Annotated in this window: 14 protein-coding genes; 11 read left to right on the forward strand and 3 right to left on the reverse strand. The window is 76.7% G+C overall.

The genetic code is table 11. From position 1 onward, the window contains the following. Positions 1-21 precede the first annotated feature (21 nt). The 6 genes from ABEB06_RS32570 (at position 22) to ABEB06_RS32595 (ending at position 6,399) form a co-directional block, all read left to right on the forward strand. Positions 22-1,812: an ABC transporter ATP-binding protein gene (locus tag ABEB06_RS32570; protein WP_345700504.1), complete on the forward strand. Its 1,791-nt coding sequence runs from the start codon at positions 22-24 to the stop codon at positions 1,810-1,812. Then, on the forward strand, positions 1,797-3,632 hold the full coding sequence (locus tag ABEB06_RS32575) for an ATP-binding cassette domain-containing protein (protein WP_345700505.1): 1,836 nt from the start codon (positions 1,797-1,799) through the stop codon (positions 3,630-3,632). Before ABEB06_RS32570 ends, ABEB06_RS32575 begins: the two co-directional genes overlap by 16 nt. A gap of 90 nt (positions 3,633-3,722) precedes the next feature. Next, positions 3,723-4,340 (forward strand): phosphatase PAP2 family protein, encoded by a 618-nt coding sequence (locus tag ABEB06_RS32580; RefSeq protein ID WP_345700506.1) that lies wholly within the window; start codon positions 3,723-3,725, stop codon positions 4,338-4,340. Next, positions 4,337-5,023 carry a phosphatase PAP2 family protein gene (locus ABEB06_RS32585; protein WP_345700507.1) on the forward strand — a complete coding sequence of 229 codons (687 nt, stop codon included), beginning with the start codon at positions 4,337-4,339 and terminating at the stop codon, positions 5,021-5,023. Before ABEB06_RS32580 ends, ABEB06_RS32585 begins: the two co-directional genes overlap by 4 nt. A gap of 51 nt (positions 5,024-5,074) precedes the next feature. Then, positions 5,075-5,458, forward strand: coding sequence for a BlaI/MecI/CopY family transcriptional regulator (locus ABEB06_RS32590; protein WP_345700508.1), 384 nt, complete (start codon positions 5,075-5,077; stop codon positions 5,456-5,458). Beyond that, positions 5,455-6,399 carry a M56 family metallopeptidase gene (locus ABEB06_RS32595; protein WP_345700509.1) on the forward strand — a complete coding sequence of 315 codons (945 nt, stop codon included), beginning with the start codon at positions 5,455-5,457 and terminating at the stop codon, positions 6,397-6,399. Before ABEB06_RS32590 ends, ABEB06_RS32595 begins: the two co-directional genes overlap by 4 nt. A gap of 71 nt (positions 6,400-6,470) precedes the next feature. On the opposite strand, the gene cutA is transcribed toward ABEB06_RS32595, so the two are convergent. Further along, a complete protein-coding gene (cutA, locus tag ABEB06_RS32600; protein ID WP_345700510.1) occupies positions 6,471-6,794 on the reverse strand; it encodes a divalent-cation tolerance protein CutA in 324 nt (107 codons plus the stop codon). Between the two features lie 158 nt (positions 6,795-6,952). On the opposite strand from cutA, the gene ABEB06_RS32605 reads away from it, so the two are divergent. From ABEB06_RS32605 to ssuE, 4 genes are all read left to right on the forward strand, one after another. Beyond that, positions 6,953-7,111, forward strand: coding sequence for a hypothetical protein (locus ABEB06_RS32605; protein ID WP_345700511.1), 159 nt, complete (start codon positions 6,953-6,955; stop codon positions 7,109-7,111). A gap of 84 nt (positions 7,112-7,195) precedes the next feature. Further along, positions 7,196-8,569, forward strand: coding sequence for a hypothetical protein (locus ABEB06_RS32610; RefSeq protein ID WP_345700512.1), 1,374 nt, complete (start codon positions 7,196-7,198; stop codon positions 8,567-8,569). Then, a complete protein-coding gene (locus tag ABEB06_RS32615; RefSeq protein ID WP_345700513.1) occupies positions 8,553-10,739 on the forward strand; it encodes a tetratricopeptide repeat protein in 2,187 nt (728 codons plus the stop codon). The genes ABEB06_RS32610 and ABEB06_RS32615 overlap by 17 nt, the downstream gene beginning before the upstream one ends. A gap of 95 nt (positions 10,740-10,834) precedes the next feature. Next, entirely contained in the window at positions 10,835-11,383 is a 549-nt protein-coding gene (ssuE, locus tag ABEB06_RS32620) for an NADPH-dependent FMN reductase (RefSeq protein WP_345700514.1), read from the forward strand. A 138-nt stretch (positions 11,384-11,521) separates the two neighbouring features. Here ssuE and ABEB06_RS32625 read toward each other — a convergent pair whose 3' ends face one another. Next, positions 11,522-13,252 (reverse strand): methyltransferase, encoded by a 1,731-nt coding sequence (locus ABEB06_RS32625; protein WP_345700515.1) that lies wholly within the window; start codon positions 13,250-13,252, stop codon positions 11,522-11,524. Further along, on the reverse strand, positions 13,249-14,478 hold the full coding sequence (locus ABEB06_RS32630) for a 4-hydroxybenzoate 3-monooxygenase (protein ID WP_345700516.1): 1,230 nt from the start codon (positions 14,476-14,478) through the stop codon (positions 13,249-13,251). The genes ABEB06_RS32625 and ABEB06_RS32630 overlap by 4 nt, the downstream gene beginning before the upstream one ends. A gap of 360 nt (positions 14,479-14,838) precedes the next feature. Between ABEB06_RS32630 and ABEB06_RS32635 the strand changes: the two genes are divergently transcribed. Next, complete coding sequence (locus ABEB06_RS32635) at positions 14,839-15,831, forward strand: chitinase (protein ID WP_345700517.1); 993 nt, start codon at positions 14,839-14,841, stop codon at positions 15,829-15,831. Positions 15,832-15,859: the final 28 nt, after the last annotated feature.

The raw sequence follows: 15,859 nt of genomic DNA on the forward strand, positions 1-15,859 counted from the left end.
CGTGACCAGGAGTGCCCACCGATGAAGCCCCGACGCCGCACCGCAGGCGCCGCCCGGCCGCCGGGCCCGGCCCGGACCGGCGACCGACTGCTCGCCGATGCGGTCCGCCGGACACCCGGCTGGACCGTCGCCCTCGCCGCGGCCACCCTCACCGCCGCGGGCGCCGGCCTCGCCCTGCCCGCCGCCGCGTCCGCCGCCGTCGACGGCGCCCTGCGCGGCACCGTCCCGGTCGGCGCCGTCGCCGTCCTCGCCGCGCTGCTCCTGCTCGCCGCCCTCGCCGACATGCTGGCGGCGGCCGCCGGCCCCGCCGCCTCCGCCGCCGTCACCGCGCGGCTGCGCCGCGACCTGACCGCCCACGTCCTGGCGGCCGGGCCGTCCGCGCTGCGGGCCGTTCCGGCCGGCGACCTCAACAGCCGCCTGATCGGCGCGGCCTCCCGCGCGGCCTCGGTCGCGCCGGCGCTGGTCGGTGCCGCGACCGCCGCCCTCACCTCGCTCGGCGGGCTGCTGGCGCTGGCACTGATCGACTGGCCGCTCGCGGTGGCGTTCCTGCTGGGCACCGTCCCGGCGGTCGCGGTGATGCGCCGGTTCGTGGCCGGCTCCTCGGAGCTGTCCCTGACCTACCAGCGCCACCTGGGCCGGATCGCCGCGCTGTTGGCGGACGCCATGCGGGGTGCCCGTACCGTCCGCGCCTGCGGCACCGCCGCCCGGGAGACCGAGCGGGTGCTCGCCCCGCTGGCCGAACTCTCCACTGCCGGACGGAGCCTGTGGCTGGCGCAGGCGGGTGCGGCGTGGCGGCTCGGCCTGCTGCTGCCGCTGGTCGAGGTGGCCGTGCTGGCCACCGGCGGCGCGGGCGTGGCGGCCGGCCGGTTGAGCGCGGGCCAACTGCTCGCGGCGGCCTCGTACACCCTGCTCGGCACCGCCCTGTTCAACCAGGCGGACGCGCTGATGGGCGTCGCCCAGGCGCGGGCCGGCGCCCGTCGGCTCGCCGAGGTCCTCGACCTGCCGCCTCCCCCCGCCGGAACACGTGAACTCCCTCGCCCCAAAGGCCTGCTGGAGTTCCGCTCGGTGACCGTCCGGGCAGCCGACCGGACGGTCCTGGACGGTGTGCGGCTCACCCTGCCGCCGGGTGCGCTGGTCGCCGTGGTGGGCCGGTCCGGCTCCGGGCGAAGCACCCTCGCCGGGCTCGCCGCCCGGCTGCTCGACCCCGACGGGGGCAGCGTCCTGCTCGACGGAATCCCGCTCACCGCACTCCGCGAGGACGCCCTGCGCTCCGCCGTGGCCTGCGCGTTCGCCCGGCCCGGCCTGCCCGGCGACACGGTCGCGGCGGCGATCGGGTACGGCCGCCCCGACGGGGGTGCGGGCGCCGCCGGCGCGGCGGCGGTCCGGGCCGCCGCGGGGGCGGCCGGGATCGCCGCGTTCGTCGACCGGTTGCCGGGCCGGTACGACACCCCGCTCGCCGAGGCGCCGAGGTCCGGCGGCGAGGCGCAGCGCCTCGGACTGGCCCGCGCCGTCGCCCAGGACGCCCGGGTCCTGGTGCTGGACGACGCCCTCTCCAGCCTGGACACCGTCACCGCCGCCCGGGTGGAGACGGCCATCGTCGAGGGCCTCGCCGACCGCACCCGGCTGCTCGTCACCCACCGCGCCGCCACCGCCGCCCGCGCCGACCTGGTGGTCTGGCTGGACGCGGGCCGGGTGCGCGGTACGGGCCGCCACGCGGAGCTGTGGGACACCGACCCGGCGTACCGGGCGGTCTTCGACCCGGCGGCCTCGGAGTCCGCCGTACCGGAAGGAGCGCCATGTCCGGCGCGTTGACCCCCGTCGACCCGGCTGCGGCGCGGCCCGTTCCGCCCCGCCGGACCGCCGGGCTGCGCCTGTTGTGTGCCGAACTCGCCTCCCGTCCGGGTCCGTTGGCGCGGGTGGCGGGCTGGTCGCTGGTGGAGGCCGCGCCGCCGCTGCTGTCCGGCGTGCTGCTGGCCGCCGCGCTCGACCGGGGGTTCCTCGCGCAGCGTCCGTGGGCCGGGTTCGGCTGGCTGCTGCTGTTCGGCGCCGCGCTCGCCGTCCGCGCGTTCGCGGTGCGCCGGATCTTCCCCGCCCTGAGCGACGTGGTCGAGCCGCTGCGCGACGCCCTCGTCCGGCGGACCGTGTCCGGCTCCGTCCACGCCTGGGCCACCGGCCGCGAACCGCGGGACCCGGCCGCGGTCGCCCGTCTCACCGAGCAGGTGGAGAGCGTCCGCAACCTGGTCGCCGCGCTGCTGCGCACCGTCCGGCAGGTGGCGTTCGCCCTGGTCGCGGCGGTGGTCGGGCTCGCCGCGCTGTCCGGCGCGGTCGCCCTGCTGGTGCTGCCGTGCGTCGCCGCCGCCCTGCTGCTGCTCGCCCTGCTGCTGCGTACCCTGGCGGCCCGCCAGCGCGCCGTGCTGCTGGCGGACGAGGCGCTCGCCCGGGAGGCCGGCGGGGTCCTCGACGCCCTGCGCGACGTGGTCGCGTGCGGTGCCCGCGACCGGGCCCGGGCGGCCGTCGACGCCGCCACCGAGGCGCAGGCCCGCGCTGTCGCCGCGCTCGGCCGGGCGGGTGCGGGCCGCCGCGCGGTCGTCCTGCTCGGCTCCCAACTCCCGCTGCTCGTCGTGGTGCCGGCCCTGCCGGGCCTGGTCGGCTCCGGCCGGCTGAGCGCCGGAGCGGCGGCCGGCGCGGTGACGTACCTGATCACCGGACTGGACCCGGCGCTGCGCTCGCTCTCCACCCTGCTGGGCACCTGGGGCGTCCAACTCGACGCGGTCCTGCGCCGGTTGGCCGAGGCGACCACCGCTCCGGCGGCGTCCGACCCGGCTCCGGACGGCGTGCCCGGCCCGGGCGGGCTCGCCGTGCGCGGACTCACCTTCCGGTACGGGCCGCACGCCGCGCCGGTCGTCGACGGGTTCGACCTCCGGCTGGAGCCGTGCGACCACCTGGCCGTGGTCGGACCGAGCGGCATCGGGAAGTCCACCCTCGCCCTGCTGCTCACCGGCCTGGAGGCACCGACCGGCGGCACGGTCACGTACGGCGGGGTGCCGCTCGACCGGGTGCCGTCCGCGTGGCTGCGCCGCGAGGTCGCGCTGATCCCGCAGGAGGCGTACGTCTTCACCGGTACCGTCCGCGAGAACCTCACCTACCTCGCCCCGGACGCCGACCCCGCGGCGCTCGACGCGTCCGTCCGGGCGCTCGGCCTGGAGCCGCTGGTCGAACGCCTGGGCGGCTACGACGCGCCGATCGACTCCCCGTCCGCGCTCTCCGAGGGCGAGCGCCAGCTCCTGGCCCTCGCCCGGGTGCACCTCTCGCCGGCCCGGCTGGTCGTCCTCGACGAGGCGACCTGCCACCTCGACGCGGCCGCCGAGGCCCGCGCCGAGCAGGCCTTCGCCGACCGCGACGGTGCGCTGATCGTGATCGCCCACCGGATGGGCTCCGCCCGCCGGGCCCGCCGCGTCCTCCTCCTCGACGGCAGCGACACCCGCCTCGGCACCCACGACCGGCTGCTCGCCGAGTCCCCCCGCTACGCCGACCTGGCGGGCCGCTGGGAGCGGCCCCCGGCTCCTGGGGTGCGGGCCGTGGGCCCGAGGCGCACCGGGCTGCGGAGGAGCGACGGCGCCCTCGCCGGGTAGCCGCCGGATTGGCCTCGACAGCCCGCTTGTGTCTACATTGCTGTAGACACAACCGGGCGCCGAGGCGTCCCCGACGAGAGGCGCCCGCCCATGCCGGTGAGCACCACCCTCCTCGCCCTCGACGGCTCGCGCATCGACGGCTCGCTCTACCTGGACGTCACCGGCCTCGCCCACCGTGCCCCGGCCGCGGTCGGGGAGTCGGTGGCGCTGTGGTCCGCCTACGGCCTGGCGGTCTTCGCCATGCTGATGCTCGCCGCGTGGTGGCGGGCCCGCCGGGCGTCCGCCCCGGGCATGGCCGTGGCGCTCGCCGCCCCGCTGATCGTGGTGGCCGTCTTCGCCGTCGACACCGCCCTGAAGTCCGTGCTGCGCGAGCCGCGCCCGTGCCGGGTGCTCCCGGCCGGGACCACCCTGGAAGCCTGCCCGGGCCCGGGCGACTGGTCGCTGCCGAGCAACCACACGGTGATCGCCTTCGCCGCGGCCGCGGTCCTGTGGCGGTGCGACCGGCGGCTCGGCGCGGCGGCCGCCCTGGCGGCGGTCGCGATGGGCGCCTCCCGGGTGTTCGTCGGCGTGCACTACCCGCACGACGTCCTGGCGGGCGCGCTGCTGGGGCTGGCCCTCGGTGCACTGCTGGCCCGTGCGGCCCTGCTCGCGGGCCCGGCCGTGGCGTCCCTGCGGGCGGGCCGGCTGCGCCTGCTGCTCGGGACGTGACGGTGCCCGGCCCCGCCCTCCGTACCCGCCGGACCGGGGCGGTCGTCGTGCCGTTGCTGCTCTTCGCCGTGCTCGCCGTCCTGCTCGCCGCCCGCGACTGGGCGCCCCTCCCGGCGGAGTCGGCCCTGCACGACTGGTCGGTCGCGCACCGCCCGGCCTGGGCGGTCAGTACCGCCGAGGCGGTCACCGTCCTCGGCGCGGGAGTCGCGCCGTACCTCGCGGCCGCCGCCGCGGGCCTGCTCCTCGCCCGGCCGCTGCCGCGCACCCCGCGCCGGCCGGTGCTGCTCGCCGTCGGCGCGCCCGTCCTGGTCCTGGCCGCGGGCCAGCTGGTCCGGAACGGACTGATGCACGCCTTCGCCCGCCCCCGGCCCCCGGTCGCGGACTGGATCGGCGCCTCGCCGTCCGGCTGGTCCTTCCCGTCGGGGCACGCCTTCACCGCGGCCCTCGCCGGCGGTCTGCTCGGCTGGGCGCTGCTGCGGGGCGTCCGCAGGGCGTGGACCGGCGCCGTCGTGGCAGTGATCGGCGTGGTGGCCGCCGCCGTCGGCGCGACCCGCGTCTACCTGGGCGTGCACTGGCCGTTGGACATCCTCGGCGGGTGGCTGCTGGCGGCCGGGTGGCTGGCGCTCACGGTGCCGCTGCTGGCGGCCGCCGGTAGGACGAATGACCCGGACGGGCGATACTAGACCCCGTCGACGGACTACGCCGATGTAGACGGCACAGGGAGGCCGGGCCAGGTGAACGACCCGACACGACGCCAGGCGGGCGAACTGGAGAGCGCGGTCCTGGCCGCCCTGTGGGCCGCCGACCGGCCGCTCACCGCGCCCGAGGTGCAGCAGTCCCTCCCCGGCGAGCTGGCCCGCACCACGGTCGCCACCATCCTCGCCCGCCTGTACGACAAGGGGAGCGTGCGGCGCACCCGGCAGGGTCGGGGCTTCGCGTACAGCGCCGCCGTCGAGGACCCCGCCGCGCTCTCCGCCCAGCGGATGCACAGCGAACTCGACCGCGGCGGCGACCGCCCCGGCACCCTCGCCCGCTTCATCTCCCGGCTCAGCGCCGACGACGAGGAAGTCGTCCGCGCCCTGCTCGCCGCCTCCGCCGACCCGCAGGACCCGCGGTGACCTGGGCGATCTGGGCACCGCTCCTCGCCCCGTGGATCACCGTCCCGGCCGCCCGCCGGCTCGCCGCGCTGCTCCCGCCCCGCTGGGCGGCGCTCCTGCTCACCCTCGCCACCGCCGTCGCCGGCGTCCTGGCCGGCACCGCCGTCGCCCTGCTGGCCGCCGACGCCCTGCTGCACCTGCCGCCGGTCGCCGCCCTCGGCCACCTCTCCCCGCCGCTGCTGCCCGACGGCCCGGTCACCCTGGCGCTCGGCTGCGCCGCGCTGCCCGTCGGCGCCGCGTCCGCCTGGGCCGCCGTCCGGACCCTGCGCCGGCACGACTCCCGCCGCTACCACGCGGCGATCCGCGGTGCGGCGGCCGGCCGCGCCGGCGACCTGGTCGTCCTCCCCGACGCCAAGCCCGACGCCTTCGCCCTCCCCGGCCGGCCGGGAACCGTCGTCGTGACCTCCGGGATGCTGGGCAGCCTCGCCCCCGACGAGCAGGCCGTCCTGCTCGCCCACGAACGCGCCCACCTCCGCTGCCGCCACCACCTGCTCGCGCTGACCGCCGACCTGGCGGCCTGCCTGCACCCCGCGCTGCGGGCGCTCCGCGCGCCGATCGCCTACCAGTGCGAGCGGTGGGCCGACGAGCAGGCGGCCGCCGCCGTCGGCGACCGCCGGCTGGCCGCGCGGGCGGTCGGCAGGGCCGCGCTCGCCGCCTCCGCGACCCCGCTCGCGCGGCGTCCCGCCTCCGTCCTCACGGCGACGGCGGGCCCGGTGCCGCGGCGGATGAGCGCCCTGCTCGCGCCCCCGCCGAGCGCCGGCCCGCTCGCCCGCCGGGCGGGCGCGGTCGTGCTGCTCCTGCTGCTGGTCTCCGCCACCGCCACCGCCGAGGCGGCGGACGCGCTCCACGACAACATCGAGGTCGCCCAGGGCCCCGTCGAGCGGCCGCGGCCCGCGCACTGACGGCCCGCCCGGCCTCCGGCCCGGCCCCTCGGCGACGGAGGAACGACCATCCCCGCGGAGCGGGTCGTGGGTCAGCCGGCGGTCTCCGCCGCGAGCCAGGCGAGGTAGGACGGGGAGCCGGTGACGACGGGGACGGCGACGACCTCGGGGGTGTCGTAGGTGTGGAGCTCGGCGATCCGGGCGGTGAGGCGGTCGGCGCGGTCGGCGCGGGTCTTGAGGTCGATCCGCCACTCGGTGGCGTTCCGCACCGCGCCGTCCCACCAGTACACCGACTCGACGGGGTACACCTGGGCGCAGGCGGCGAGCCGCTCGCCGACGAGCGACGCGGCCAGGGCGCGGGCGGCGTCCTGGTCGTCGTGGGTGGTGGTGAGGACGATGAAGTCCGGCGAGGTCATGGTCCGAGCGTACGGGGGTGCGGCGGGGCCGGGCCGGCGCCCCGCCCAGTGATCCTCAAGTGCCTTTCCAGCAAAGGTTGTTCACGTAAAGATACGCCTGAGCTGCGGGGCAACCCGGTGTTTATCCCGTGTAAACGGCGGCGTCGCACTCTGGTCACATGCGAGGCGCCGACCGGCGCAGCGCACCGAACCAGAAGGGGGATTCCACCGTGAAGAAGGTCGTCACCGGCAAGAAGATCGTCGTCCGCAAGCCGGGCGCGGTGCGGCTGACCGCGCTGTGCACCAACTACGGCTACGGCAACTGCTGCTGCATCTGACAGCGACCGTCCGGCGGACCGGGGGCGTGCAGTGCCCCCGGCCCGCCGGACGGGGCCGGACCCGCCGAAGGACAGGGGCACCCGATGGTGAACGACGCACCGCTCCGCTTCCACCGGCTGACCTACCTCGACCAGGGGGACGAGGTGGTGGTCGGCCGCACCGACATCGACTCCTACGGGGCGTTCCCGCCCGACGGGGCCGCGCTGCTGCGCCGCCTGGAGACCGGCACCGACCCGCGGCAGGCGGCCGACTGGTACCGCGCCGAGTTCGGCGAGGAGGTCGACCTCGACGACTTCCTCGACACCCTGCGCGAACTCGACTTCCTGCTCGGCGAGGCGGAGGCGGAGGACCGGGACGCGGGTGGGGCCGCCTCCCGCGCGGTGCCGCTGCAGTGGCTCGGCCGGGCCCTGTTCTCCCGGCCCGCCTGGCTCGCGTACGTCGCGCTGCTCGCCGCCGCCGTCCTCGCCTGCGCGGACCGGCCGGTGCTGCTGCCGCGCCCGGGCAACCTGTTCTTCAGCCCGTACGCGCTGCTGGTCCAGCTGGTGGTGTTCGTCAGCCAGCCGGTGTTCATGCTGCTGCACGAGTACGGGCACGTCCTGGCGGGCCGCCGGCTGGGCCTGCGCACCACGCTGCGGATCAGCCGCCGCCTGTACTTCGTCACCTTCGAGACCGCGCTGGACGGCCTGGTGGTGCTGCCCCGGCGCAGCCGCCTGCTGCCGGTGCTGGCCGGGATGCTGGTGGACGTCCTCGGCATGGCCGCGCTGACGCTGGCCGCCTGGGCGGGCTGCGGGCCGGACGGCACGCCGAGCACCGCCGGGCGGGTCTGTCTGGCGCTGGCGTTCACCGCGATCCCGCGGCTGCTGGCCCAGTTCTACTTCTTCCTGCGCACCGACCTGTACCACCTCGCGCTCGTCGTGCTCGGCGGCAGCGACCCGCACGGCACGGCCCGCGCGTACGTCGCCAACCGGCTGAACCGGTTGCGCGGCCGCGCCGACCTGCTGACCGACGAGAGCCGCTGGCACCCGAAGGACGCCGCCGCGGTGCGCTGGTACGCCCCGGCGTACCTGCTCGGGTACGCCGCGATGACGGTGATGCTGGCGACCGTGGTGCTGCCGGTCGGCTGGCGGTTCACCGCCTCCGCGCTGGCGACGGTCCGGGACGGCTCGGTGCCGTTCACCCGGCTCGCGGACGCGGCGTTCGCCCTGGCGATGGTCGGGGTGCAGCTCCTCGCGGTGGCGTACGGCGCCTGGCGGGCCTGGCGGCGACGGAGCCGCGCCGCCCACGACACGAGCACGGACGCGACGACGAGCACAGACACGAGCACGGGCGCGACGACGAGCGCAGGCAGCACGAGCACGACGAGCACAGGCACGAGCACGAGCACGACGAGCACAGGCAGCACGAGTACGAGTTCGACCGAGGCACACCAAGGGGGAGTCCATGTCCGGCCCGTCTGACCGTCCGCCGTCCGCCGCCGCGCGGCGCCCGCACCACTGGCTGATCGCGCCCGACGAGAGCGCCGCACGCGCGCTGGTCGCCGACGCGCTGGCCGAGCCGGGCGTGCCGCCGGTGCTCGCCGTGCTCGACGCGCACCGCCGGCTGCGCGGGCCGTTCACCGCCGCCGGGGCGCTGATGCGGCAGCTGGTACCCGGGGTGCTGGCCGCCGACCCGGAGCCGGCCGTCCGGCACGACATCGAGATCCTGGCCGCCGCACCGGAGTTGCGCACCGTCCTGCCGTGCCGCCGGGAGACCCTGACCTCGCTGACCGCCCCGCAGAAGCGCACCCGCTACTACCCGTACATCCGCACCACCCGGATCGCGCACGGGCTGATCGACTTCCTCACCGCGGTGCTGGACGCGCCCGCGACCCTGGTGGTGCGGCACGCCGAGCACGCCGACCGGACGGATGCCGACTGGCTGGCCCTGCTGCTGCGCCGCGCCGACCCGCAGCGCCTGCGGATCGTGATCTGCACCGCGGGCCGGGACGTCCCGCAGCCGCTGGCCGACGCGCTGGCCGCGCACACCACGCCGCGCGAGGCGCCCGCCACGCCGCTCGGGCCGCTGCCCGACGACCCGGCCGCCCGCTGGGAGCTGGCCGCCGGCTGGGTCGCCGCCGACCGCAGCACCGACGACCCGGCGGCCGCCGCCTGCTACGCCGAGCTGGAGCCCGCCGAACGCGCCCGGCTGCACGAGGCCCGCGCCGAGGAGCTGGCGGCCGCCGCCCTGGCCGGCGAGGCGTCGCTGCTGCGCGGACCGCTCGCCCACCACCGCGCGCTGGGCACCGACCCGGCCGGCGCGGGCGCCCTCGCCCTTCAGGACGCCCTGCAGGAGTGCCTGCTGGAGGGCTTCTACGACGCCCTGGCCGAACTCGGCCCGCTCACCCACGCGGTGCTCGACTGGACGACCCGCCCCGAGGAGTGCTGGCTGGTCACGGCCCGGATGACCATCGCCTACAGCGTGATGGGCGGCCGCGCCGACGAGGCCCTCGCGCTGTACGACGACGCCTGCGCGAGCACCGCGCTGCCCGCCGTCCACATGTCGGCGGCGTACGGCCGCGCCATGGTCTACACCCGCTACCTGGAGCCCGAGCGGCGCGACCACCGCAAGGCGAAGGGGTGGGTCAACACCGCGGTCGCGCTCTCCCGCCTCGCCGACACCGACGCCCGGCGCGCCTACAACCGGACCTTCAACGAGAACGGCCTGGCGCTGATCGAGATGCACCTCGGCGACCCGGCCCGCGCCCTCGAACTGGTCGAGGCCGGCATCGAGCGGATGGACGGCGCGCTGGACGCGGAGGACCAGGGCCAGCACCGCTCGGTCCTGGAGTACAACCGGGCCCAGCTGCTGGCCCGCCTGGTCGGCCCGGAGGCCGGCGCCGCCGCGTACGACCGGGTGATCGACCAGGACCCGCACCACAGCGAGTACTACTTCGAACGCGCGGTGCTGCTGCGCAAGTTGGGCCGCGACGAGGAGGCGCTGGCGGACTACGAGCACGCCATCCGGACCTCCCCGCCGTACCCCGAGGCGGTCTACAACCGGGCCGACCTGCGGCTCGAACTCGGCGACCTGGACGCAGCCCTGGCCGACTTGGACCGGGTGCTGGAGCTGGACCCGGAGTTCCTCGACGCGTACGTCAACCGGGCCGGGCTGCGCCACGCGCTCGGCGACGCCCGGGGCGCGGCCGAGGACATCGCCGCGGGCCTGGCGCGCGAGGCCGGGCAGCCGCACCTGCTGGCGCTGCGCGGCCTGCTCGCCCAGGACGACGACCGTCCCGAGGAGGCCCGCGCGGACCTGGAGGCCGCGCTCGCCGGTGACCCCGACCTGCCCGCCGCCTGGGCCGCGCTCGGTGTGCTGGCGTACGAGCGGGGCGAGGCCGAGGAGTCGGTGCGCTGCCTCGGCCGCTCGCTGCGGCTGGAGGACGACCCGGTGGTCCGCGCCAACCGGGCTCTGGCACACGAGAGTTGCGGCGACTGGGCGGCCGCCGCCGCGGACTACGCGGCTGCGATCGACCTGCTGCTGCCCGAGGTCGCGGCGGCGCAGGACGAGGCGGACTCGGCGGAGGTGGTGACGGAGCTGTCCCGGCTCCGCGGGCGTCGCGCCGAGTGCACGGCCCGCAGCGCGGGCTGACGCAGCGCGAGTTGACGAAGTGGGCCGGCCGGCCGGCGACGGCCGCCGGTCGGCCCGATAGTGTCCGAACCACCCCGCCGTTCCGGAAGGCAGCCATGGCCACCGTCCTCGCCCTCTCGGGCAGCCCGTCACCCGCCTCGCGGACCGCCCGGCTGGCCGAGCTGGCCGCCGCCGACCTGCGCGCCCGGGGACACCGGGTGCACAGCCTGGCGCTGCGCGAGCTGCCCGCCGAGCCGCTGCTGGCCGCGCGCACCGCGGACCCGTCGATCGCCCGCGCGGTGCGGCTGGTCGCCGAGGCGGACGCGCTGGTGGTCGCCACCCCGATCTACCAGGCCGCGTACTCGGGGCTGTTGAAGGTCTTCCTCGACCTGCTGCCGCGGCACGGGCTGGAGGGCAAGCCGGTGCTGCCGCTGGCCACCGGCGGGTCGGCGGCCCACGTGCTGGCGCTGGACTACGCGCTGCGGCCGGTGCTGACCGCGCTCGGCGCGCAGGTCGCGCCGGGCCGGTACGTGCTGGACCGCGAGCTGGGCACGGCGCCGGACGGTGCCGCGTTCCTCGCCGGGGACAGCGCCGCCGCGCTGGCCGGGACGGTCGCCCGGTTCGCGTCGGCGCTGGCCGGCACCGCGCAGCTCGCCGCCGCCTGAACGGGCCGGGCTGACCTCGGGCCCCGAGCCGGGCCGCGCCCGTCGGCCCGCGCCCGCCGGGCCCCGGCCCGTCCGAGGTGCGCGGACGGGCCCGGGACCGGCGGGCCGCCGGTCAGCGCCGCCGGTCAGCGCCGCCGATCAGCGCCGCCGGGCGCGCAGCAGGGCGCCGTCGAGCGGCAGGTCGTGCCGGGCCACCAGGTCGAAGCCCGCGTCGGCCAGCAGCCTGGCGTAGTGCGCCTCGGTGCGCTCGCGGCCGCCCACGTTGCAGAGCATGTGGACGTCCCAGGCGACGGCCAGCGAGGGGCTGTCGTCCGCGGGCAGCAGCCGTTCCACCACGAGCAGTTCACTGCCGGGGGCCATCGCGTCGGCGACCCGGCCGAGGATCTCGGCGCACCGCCGGTCGTCCCAGTCGTGCAGCACCCGGGAGAGGATGTAGACGTCCCCGCCCGCCGGGACGGAGGCGGTGAAGTCCCCGGCGACGAACGCGCAGCGGTCCGCGACGCCGGCCGCGCCCAGCGCGGTGCGGGCCGCCTCGATCGCGTGCGGGCGCTCCAGCAGCAGGCCGCGCAGGTGCGGGGCGGCGCGCAGCACCCGGCCGAGCAGCGTGCCGTTGCCGCCGGCCACGTCGACCACCAGCTCGGCGGCGGAGAAGTCGACCAGCTCGGCGACCGGGCCGAACATCCGCGCGCTGGCCGCCATCGCCCGGTCGAACAGGTCGGCCGACTCCGGCTTCCGCGCGAAGTACGGGAAGTGGTGCTCGCCGAACAGCTCCGCGAACGCCTCCTCGCCGGTGCGTACGGCGTGCCGCAGGTGGCCGAAGGACTGGTAGAACGTTCCTCCGTACAGCAGTGCGAGCGGGCGCAGCGACTCCGGGGTGTCGGCGTGCAGCAGCCGGCCGGTCGCGGTGAGCCGGTACCCGGCGTCGCCCGGGTCGCCGCCGTGGCCGTCGTCGCCGTCGTGGCGGGTGAGCAGCCCGAGGCTCGCCAGGTAGCGCAGCAGCCGGCCCAGGCTCTCCGCGTGCGTCCCGGTCTCGGTGGCCAACTGCGCGGCGGTGGCGCCGGGGTGGGCGTCCAGCAGGTCGGCCAGGCGCAGCTCGGCGGCGACCGCGATGGCCTGGGTCTCCCAGGCGCCGGTCAGCTGCCGCAGCAGCCGGTCGGCGGGTTCGGCGGTGGTGTCGGCGGCGGAGCGCCGCAGGTGGGCGGAGAGGGCGGCGGCGTGCTGGCCGGCCGCGTACAGCTCCAGCCGGTGCCGGTCGGTGCGGAAGTAGAGGACGGTGGCGTTCTCGTGCGCATTGTAGCCGCCGCCGTCGGCGCGGGCGCCGGCCCGGTCGGTGAGCAGCGCGGACAGGCCGGCCAGCACCACGTCGTCGGGCGCGGGCAGGTCGAAGGCGGTGTGCGCCTCGTGGTCGGCGGCCCGTTCGGCGTCGGCGACCGGAGCCAGGCCGGAGTGCTCGGGCACGGGGAGGGCGAAGATCTCCACCTCGTCGGCGCCACCAGCGGCGGCGTCGGGTACCCGGGTGTGCAGGATGCCGACCTCCAGCTCGGCGGTCGGGCGGCGGTACCGCGAGGCGAGGCGCTGGCGGACGACCACGCTCGGCACGGTCTCGCCGGGCGTCATGCCGCGGCCGGCCAGCTCGGCGCGGAGCGCCTCCAGGGAGGGCGGGAAGACCAGGACGGCGGTGTGCGCCAGGCGCAAGTGCCGTCCGAGCGAGGTGAGTTCGCAATCGTCCAGGTCGGGCAGCAGCTCGGCGAGCGCGCTGCGGGTGTCGTGGGCGCGGACGAACGCGGTGGCGCGGTCGATCCGGGCGAGGTCGGCACCGGCCACCGCCTGGGCGGGCAGCGCGGTTCCGGGTGCGGCGGTCGTGGTCATCGTGATTCCCCGTGGTTCGGTGTCGGTCCGAGGCCGACGTAGTTCTCGGCGAAGTGGTCCTGATGGGTGCGGGAGGTGCGCAGGCTCTCCAGACGGGCGGTGCGCAGGGCGCGCAGGAAGCGGGACTCCTCGTCGTCGCCGGGCGGTGCGTGCAGCAGGCCGATCATCCAGTGCGAGAACTCCTGGGCGCGCCAGATCACCGGCAGGCAGTCGGCGGAGTAGCGGGCGAGCGGTGCCGGGTCGCCGTCGCGCAGGTCCGCGGTGAAGGCCCGGGCGAGCACCTCGGCGGCCATCACCGCGAGGTTGGCGCCCTTGGCGGCGGACGGGCTGATCAGCGCCGCGGCGTCTCCGACCAGGAACAGCGGACCGTACTGGATCGGGTCCAGCACGTCGGACTCGAGGTCGACCACCGCGCGTTCGACGATCGGCCCGCGCTTGAGCGGCCCGTGCCGGTCGGCGCGCATCCGCAGCTCCAGTTCGGCCCAGATCCGGTCCTCGTCCCAGCTCTCCGGGTCGGTGCCCGGTTCGCACTGCAGGTAGTAGCGGGTGACCGAGGGGGTGCGGGCCATGTGCCCGGCGAAGCCGCGCTCGTGGACGGCGTACGCGACCGCGCCGAGGCTCGGCGGGGCCTCGGCGAGCAGCGCCAGCCAGGAGACGCCGTGGCCGCGCCGCAGCCGCCCGACCGCGCCGTCGGGCAGCGCGGTGCGGGCCACGCCCTGCCGCCCGTCGCACCCGGCGACGTAGCGGCCGCGGAACCGGTGCGCGGTGCCGTCGGGCGCCTCGGCCAGCAGCCACGGCCGCTCGCCGTCCAGGCCGCCCAGCCCGGTCACCGGGGTGTCGAAGTGCAACTCGCCGCCCCGGCGCAGGTACTCCGCGACCAGGTCGCGGACCAGGAACTGCTGCGGGTAGACGGTGTGCGCCTCGCGGTTGCCCAACTCCCCGTACTTGAGCGTGAATTCCCCCTGTTCGGTGCGGAACTGGCAGACGTCGTGGGTCTGCCCCCCGGCCAGCAGCCCGTCCGCGAGGCCGTGCCGGCTCAGCGTGCGGACCGTGTCCGAGGCCAGGAACCCGGCGCGGGCCCGCTGTTCGACGTACGCGCGGCTGCGCCGTTCGACGACGACGCACTCCACGCCCGCCGCCAGCAGCAGGTTCCCGAGCACCAGGCCGGCCGGTCCGGCGCCGATGATCAGCACCGCCGACTCGTGTTCGACGATGGGTCCCGTCATGTGATTCCTCCCCGTGCGACCGCTGGCCCGGTCACTCCTACCAGCCGCAGATGACCGGACGGTAACCTGCGAGTACGCCGAATGCGCATGTCATCAACAGGATTTGACGGAGCGTCAGCGATCAATCCCGCTGCGGTGGCGATCGATCGCACACTGCCTGGTCCGCCCCCGTTCACCCCCGGAGATGATCATGACACAGCGTACCCGAGACCCTGCGCGGGCCTTCGGCACCATCAGTAAAGTTTCCTGACTATTCCTCTTGACCCTCTGCTGTCAGCTCGGGATGCTGAGTTCCGCGTCGCCGGTGGCCACCCGTGTCCGCATGCTCTGTCCTCCCCGTGACCAGAGAATCGAGTAGACGTGCCCAGACCCACGCGTGCCCTCGCGGCCGCGGTACTCGCCCCCACCGTGCTCGCCCTGCTCCCCGCCTCCGCCGGTGCGGCCCCGCTCCCGGCTGCCGCCGCGCCGGGCGCGATGGCCGCCGCCCCGTACGAGTACCTCGGCTGGGGCAGCCCGCAGAAGCCCACCGACGTGATGGCCGCGACCGGCGTCACCTGGTTCACCTTCGCCTTCGTCCTGTCCGACGGCGGCTGCAACCCCAAGTGGGACGGCAGCCGGCCGCTGCTCGGCGGCTCCGACGAGGCCGCGATCAAGTCCGTCAGGGCGGCCGGCGGCGACATCGTGGTCTCGGTCGGCGGCTGGAGCGGCAACAAGCTGGGCGAGAAGTGCCGCAGCGCCGGCGCGCTGGCCGGTGCGTACCAGAAGGTGATCGACGCCTACCACCTCAAGGCGCTCGACATCGACATCGAGGACACCGAGTTCTCCGACGCCACCGTCCGCCAGCGGGTCGTCGACGCGCTGAAGGCGGTCAGGGCGAAGAACCCCGGGCTGGTCACCTACATCACCATGGGCACCACGCCCAGCGGCCCGGACGCCACCGGCAAGGACCTGATCAGGCGCGCCGCCGCCGCCGGACTCGCCAACGACGGCTGGGTGGTGATGCCGTTCGACTTCGGCGGGCACACCGGCACCATGGGGCAGGCGACCGTCTCCGCCCTGAACGGCCTGAAGGCCGCGGTGAAGAGCGCGTACGGCTACAGCGACGACGCGGCCTGGCGGCACACCGGCGTCTCCTCGATGAACGGCACCACCGACGAGCCCGGCGAGACCGTCACCACCGGCGACTTCCGGACCATCCTCGCCTACGCCCAGCAGCACCACCTGGCCCGCTTCTCCTTCTGGTCGGTCAACCGTGACCGCGCCTGCGGCAGCGGCACGGACGCCGACGCCTGCAGCGGCATCGCGCAGTCGCCGTACGCCTTCACCAAGATCGTGGCCCAGTACCGGGGCTGACGGGCTCCCTGCACCTCCCCCCGTCGAC

Source organism: Kitasatospora terrestris, assembly GCF_039542905.1.
GTDB classification, from domain to species: Bacteria; Actinomycetota; Actinomycetes; order Streptomycetales; family Streptomycetaceae; genus Kitasatospora; species Kitasatospora terrestris.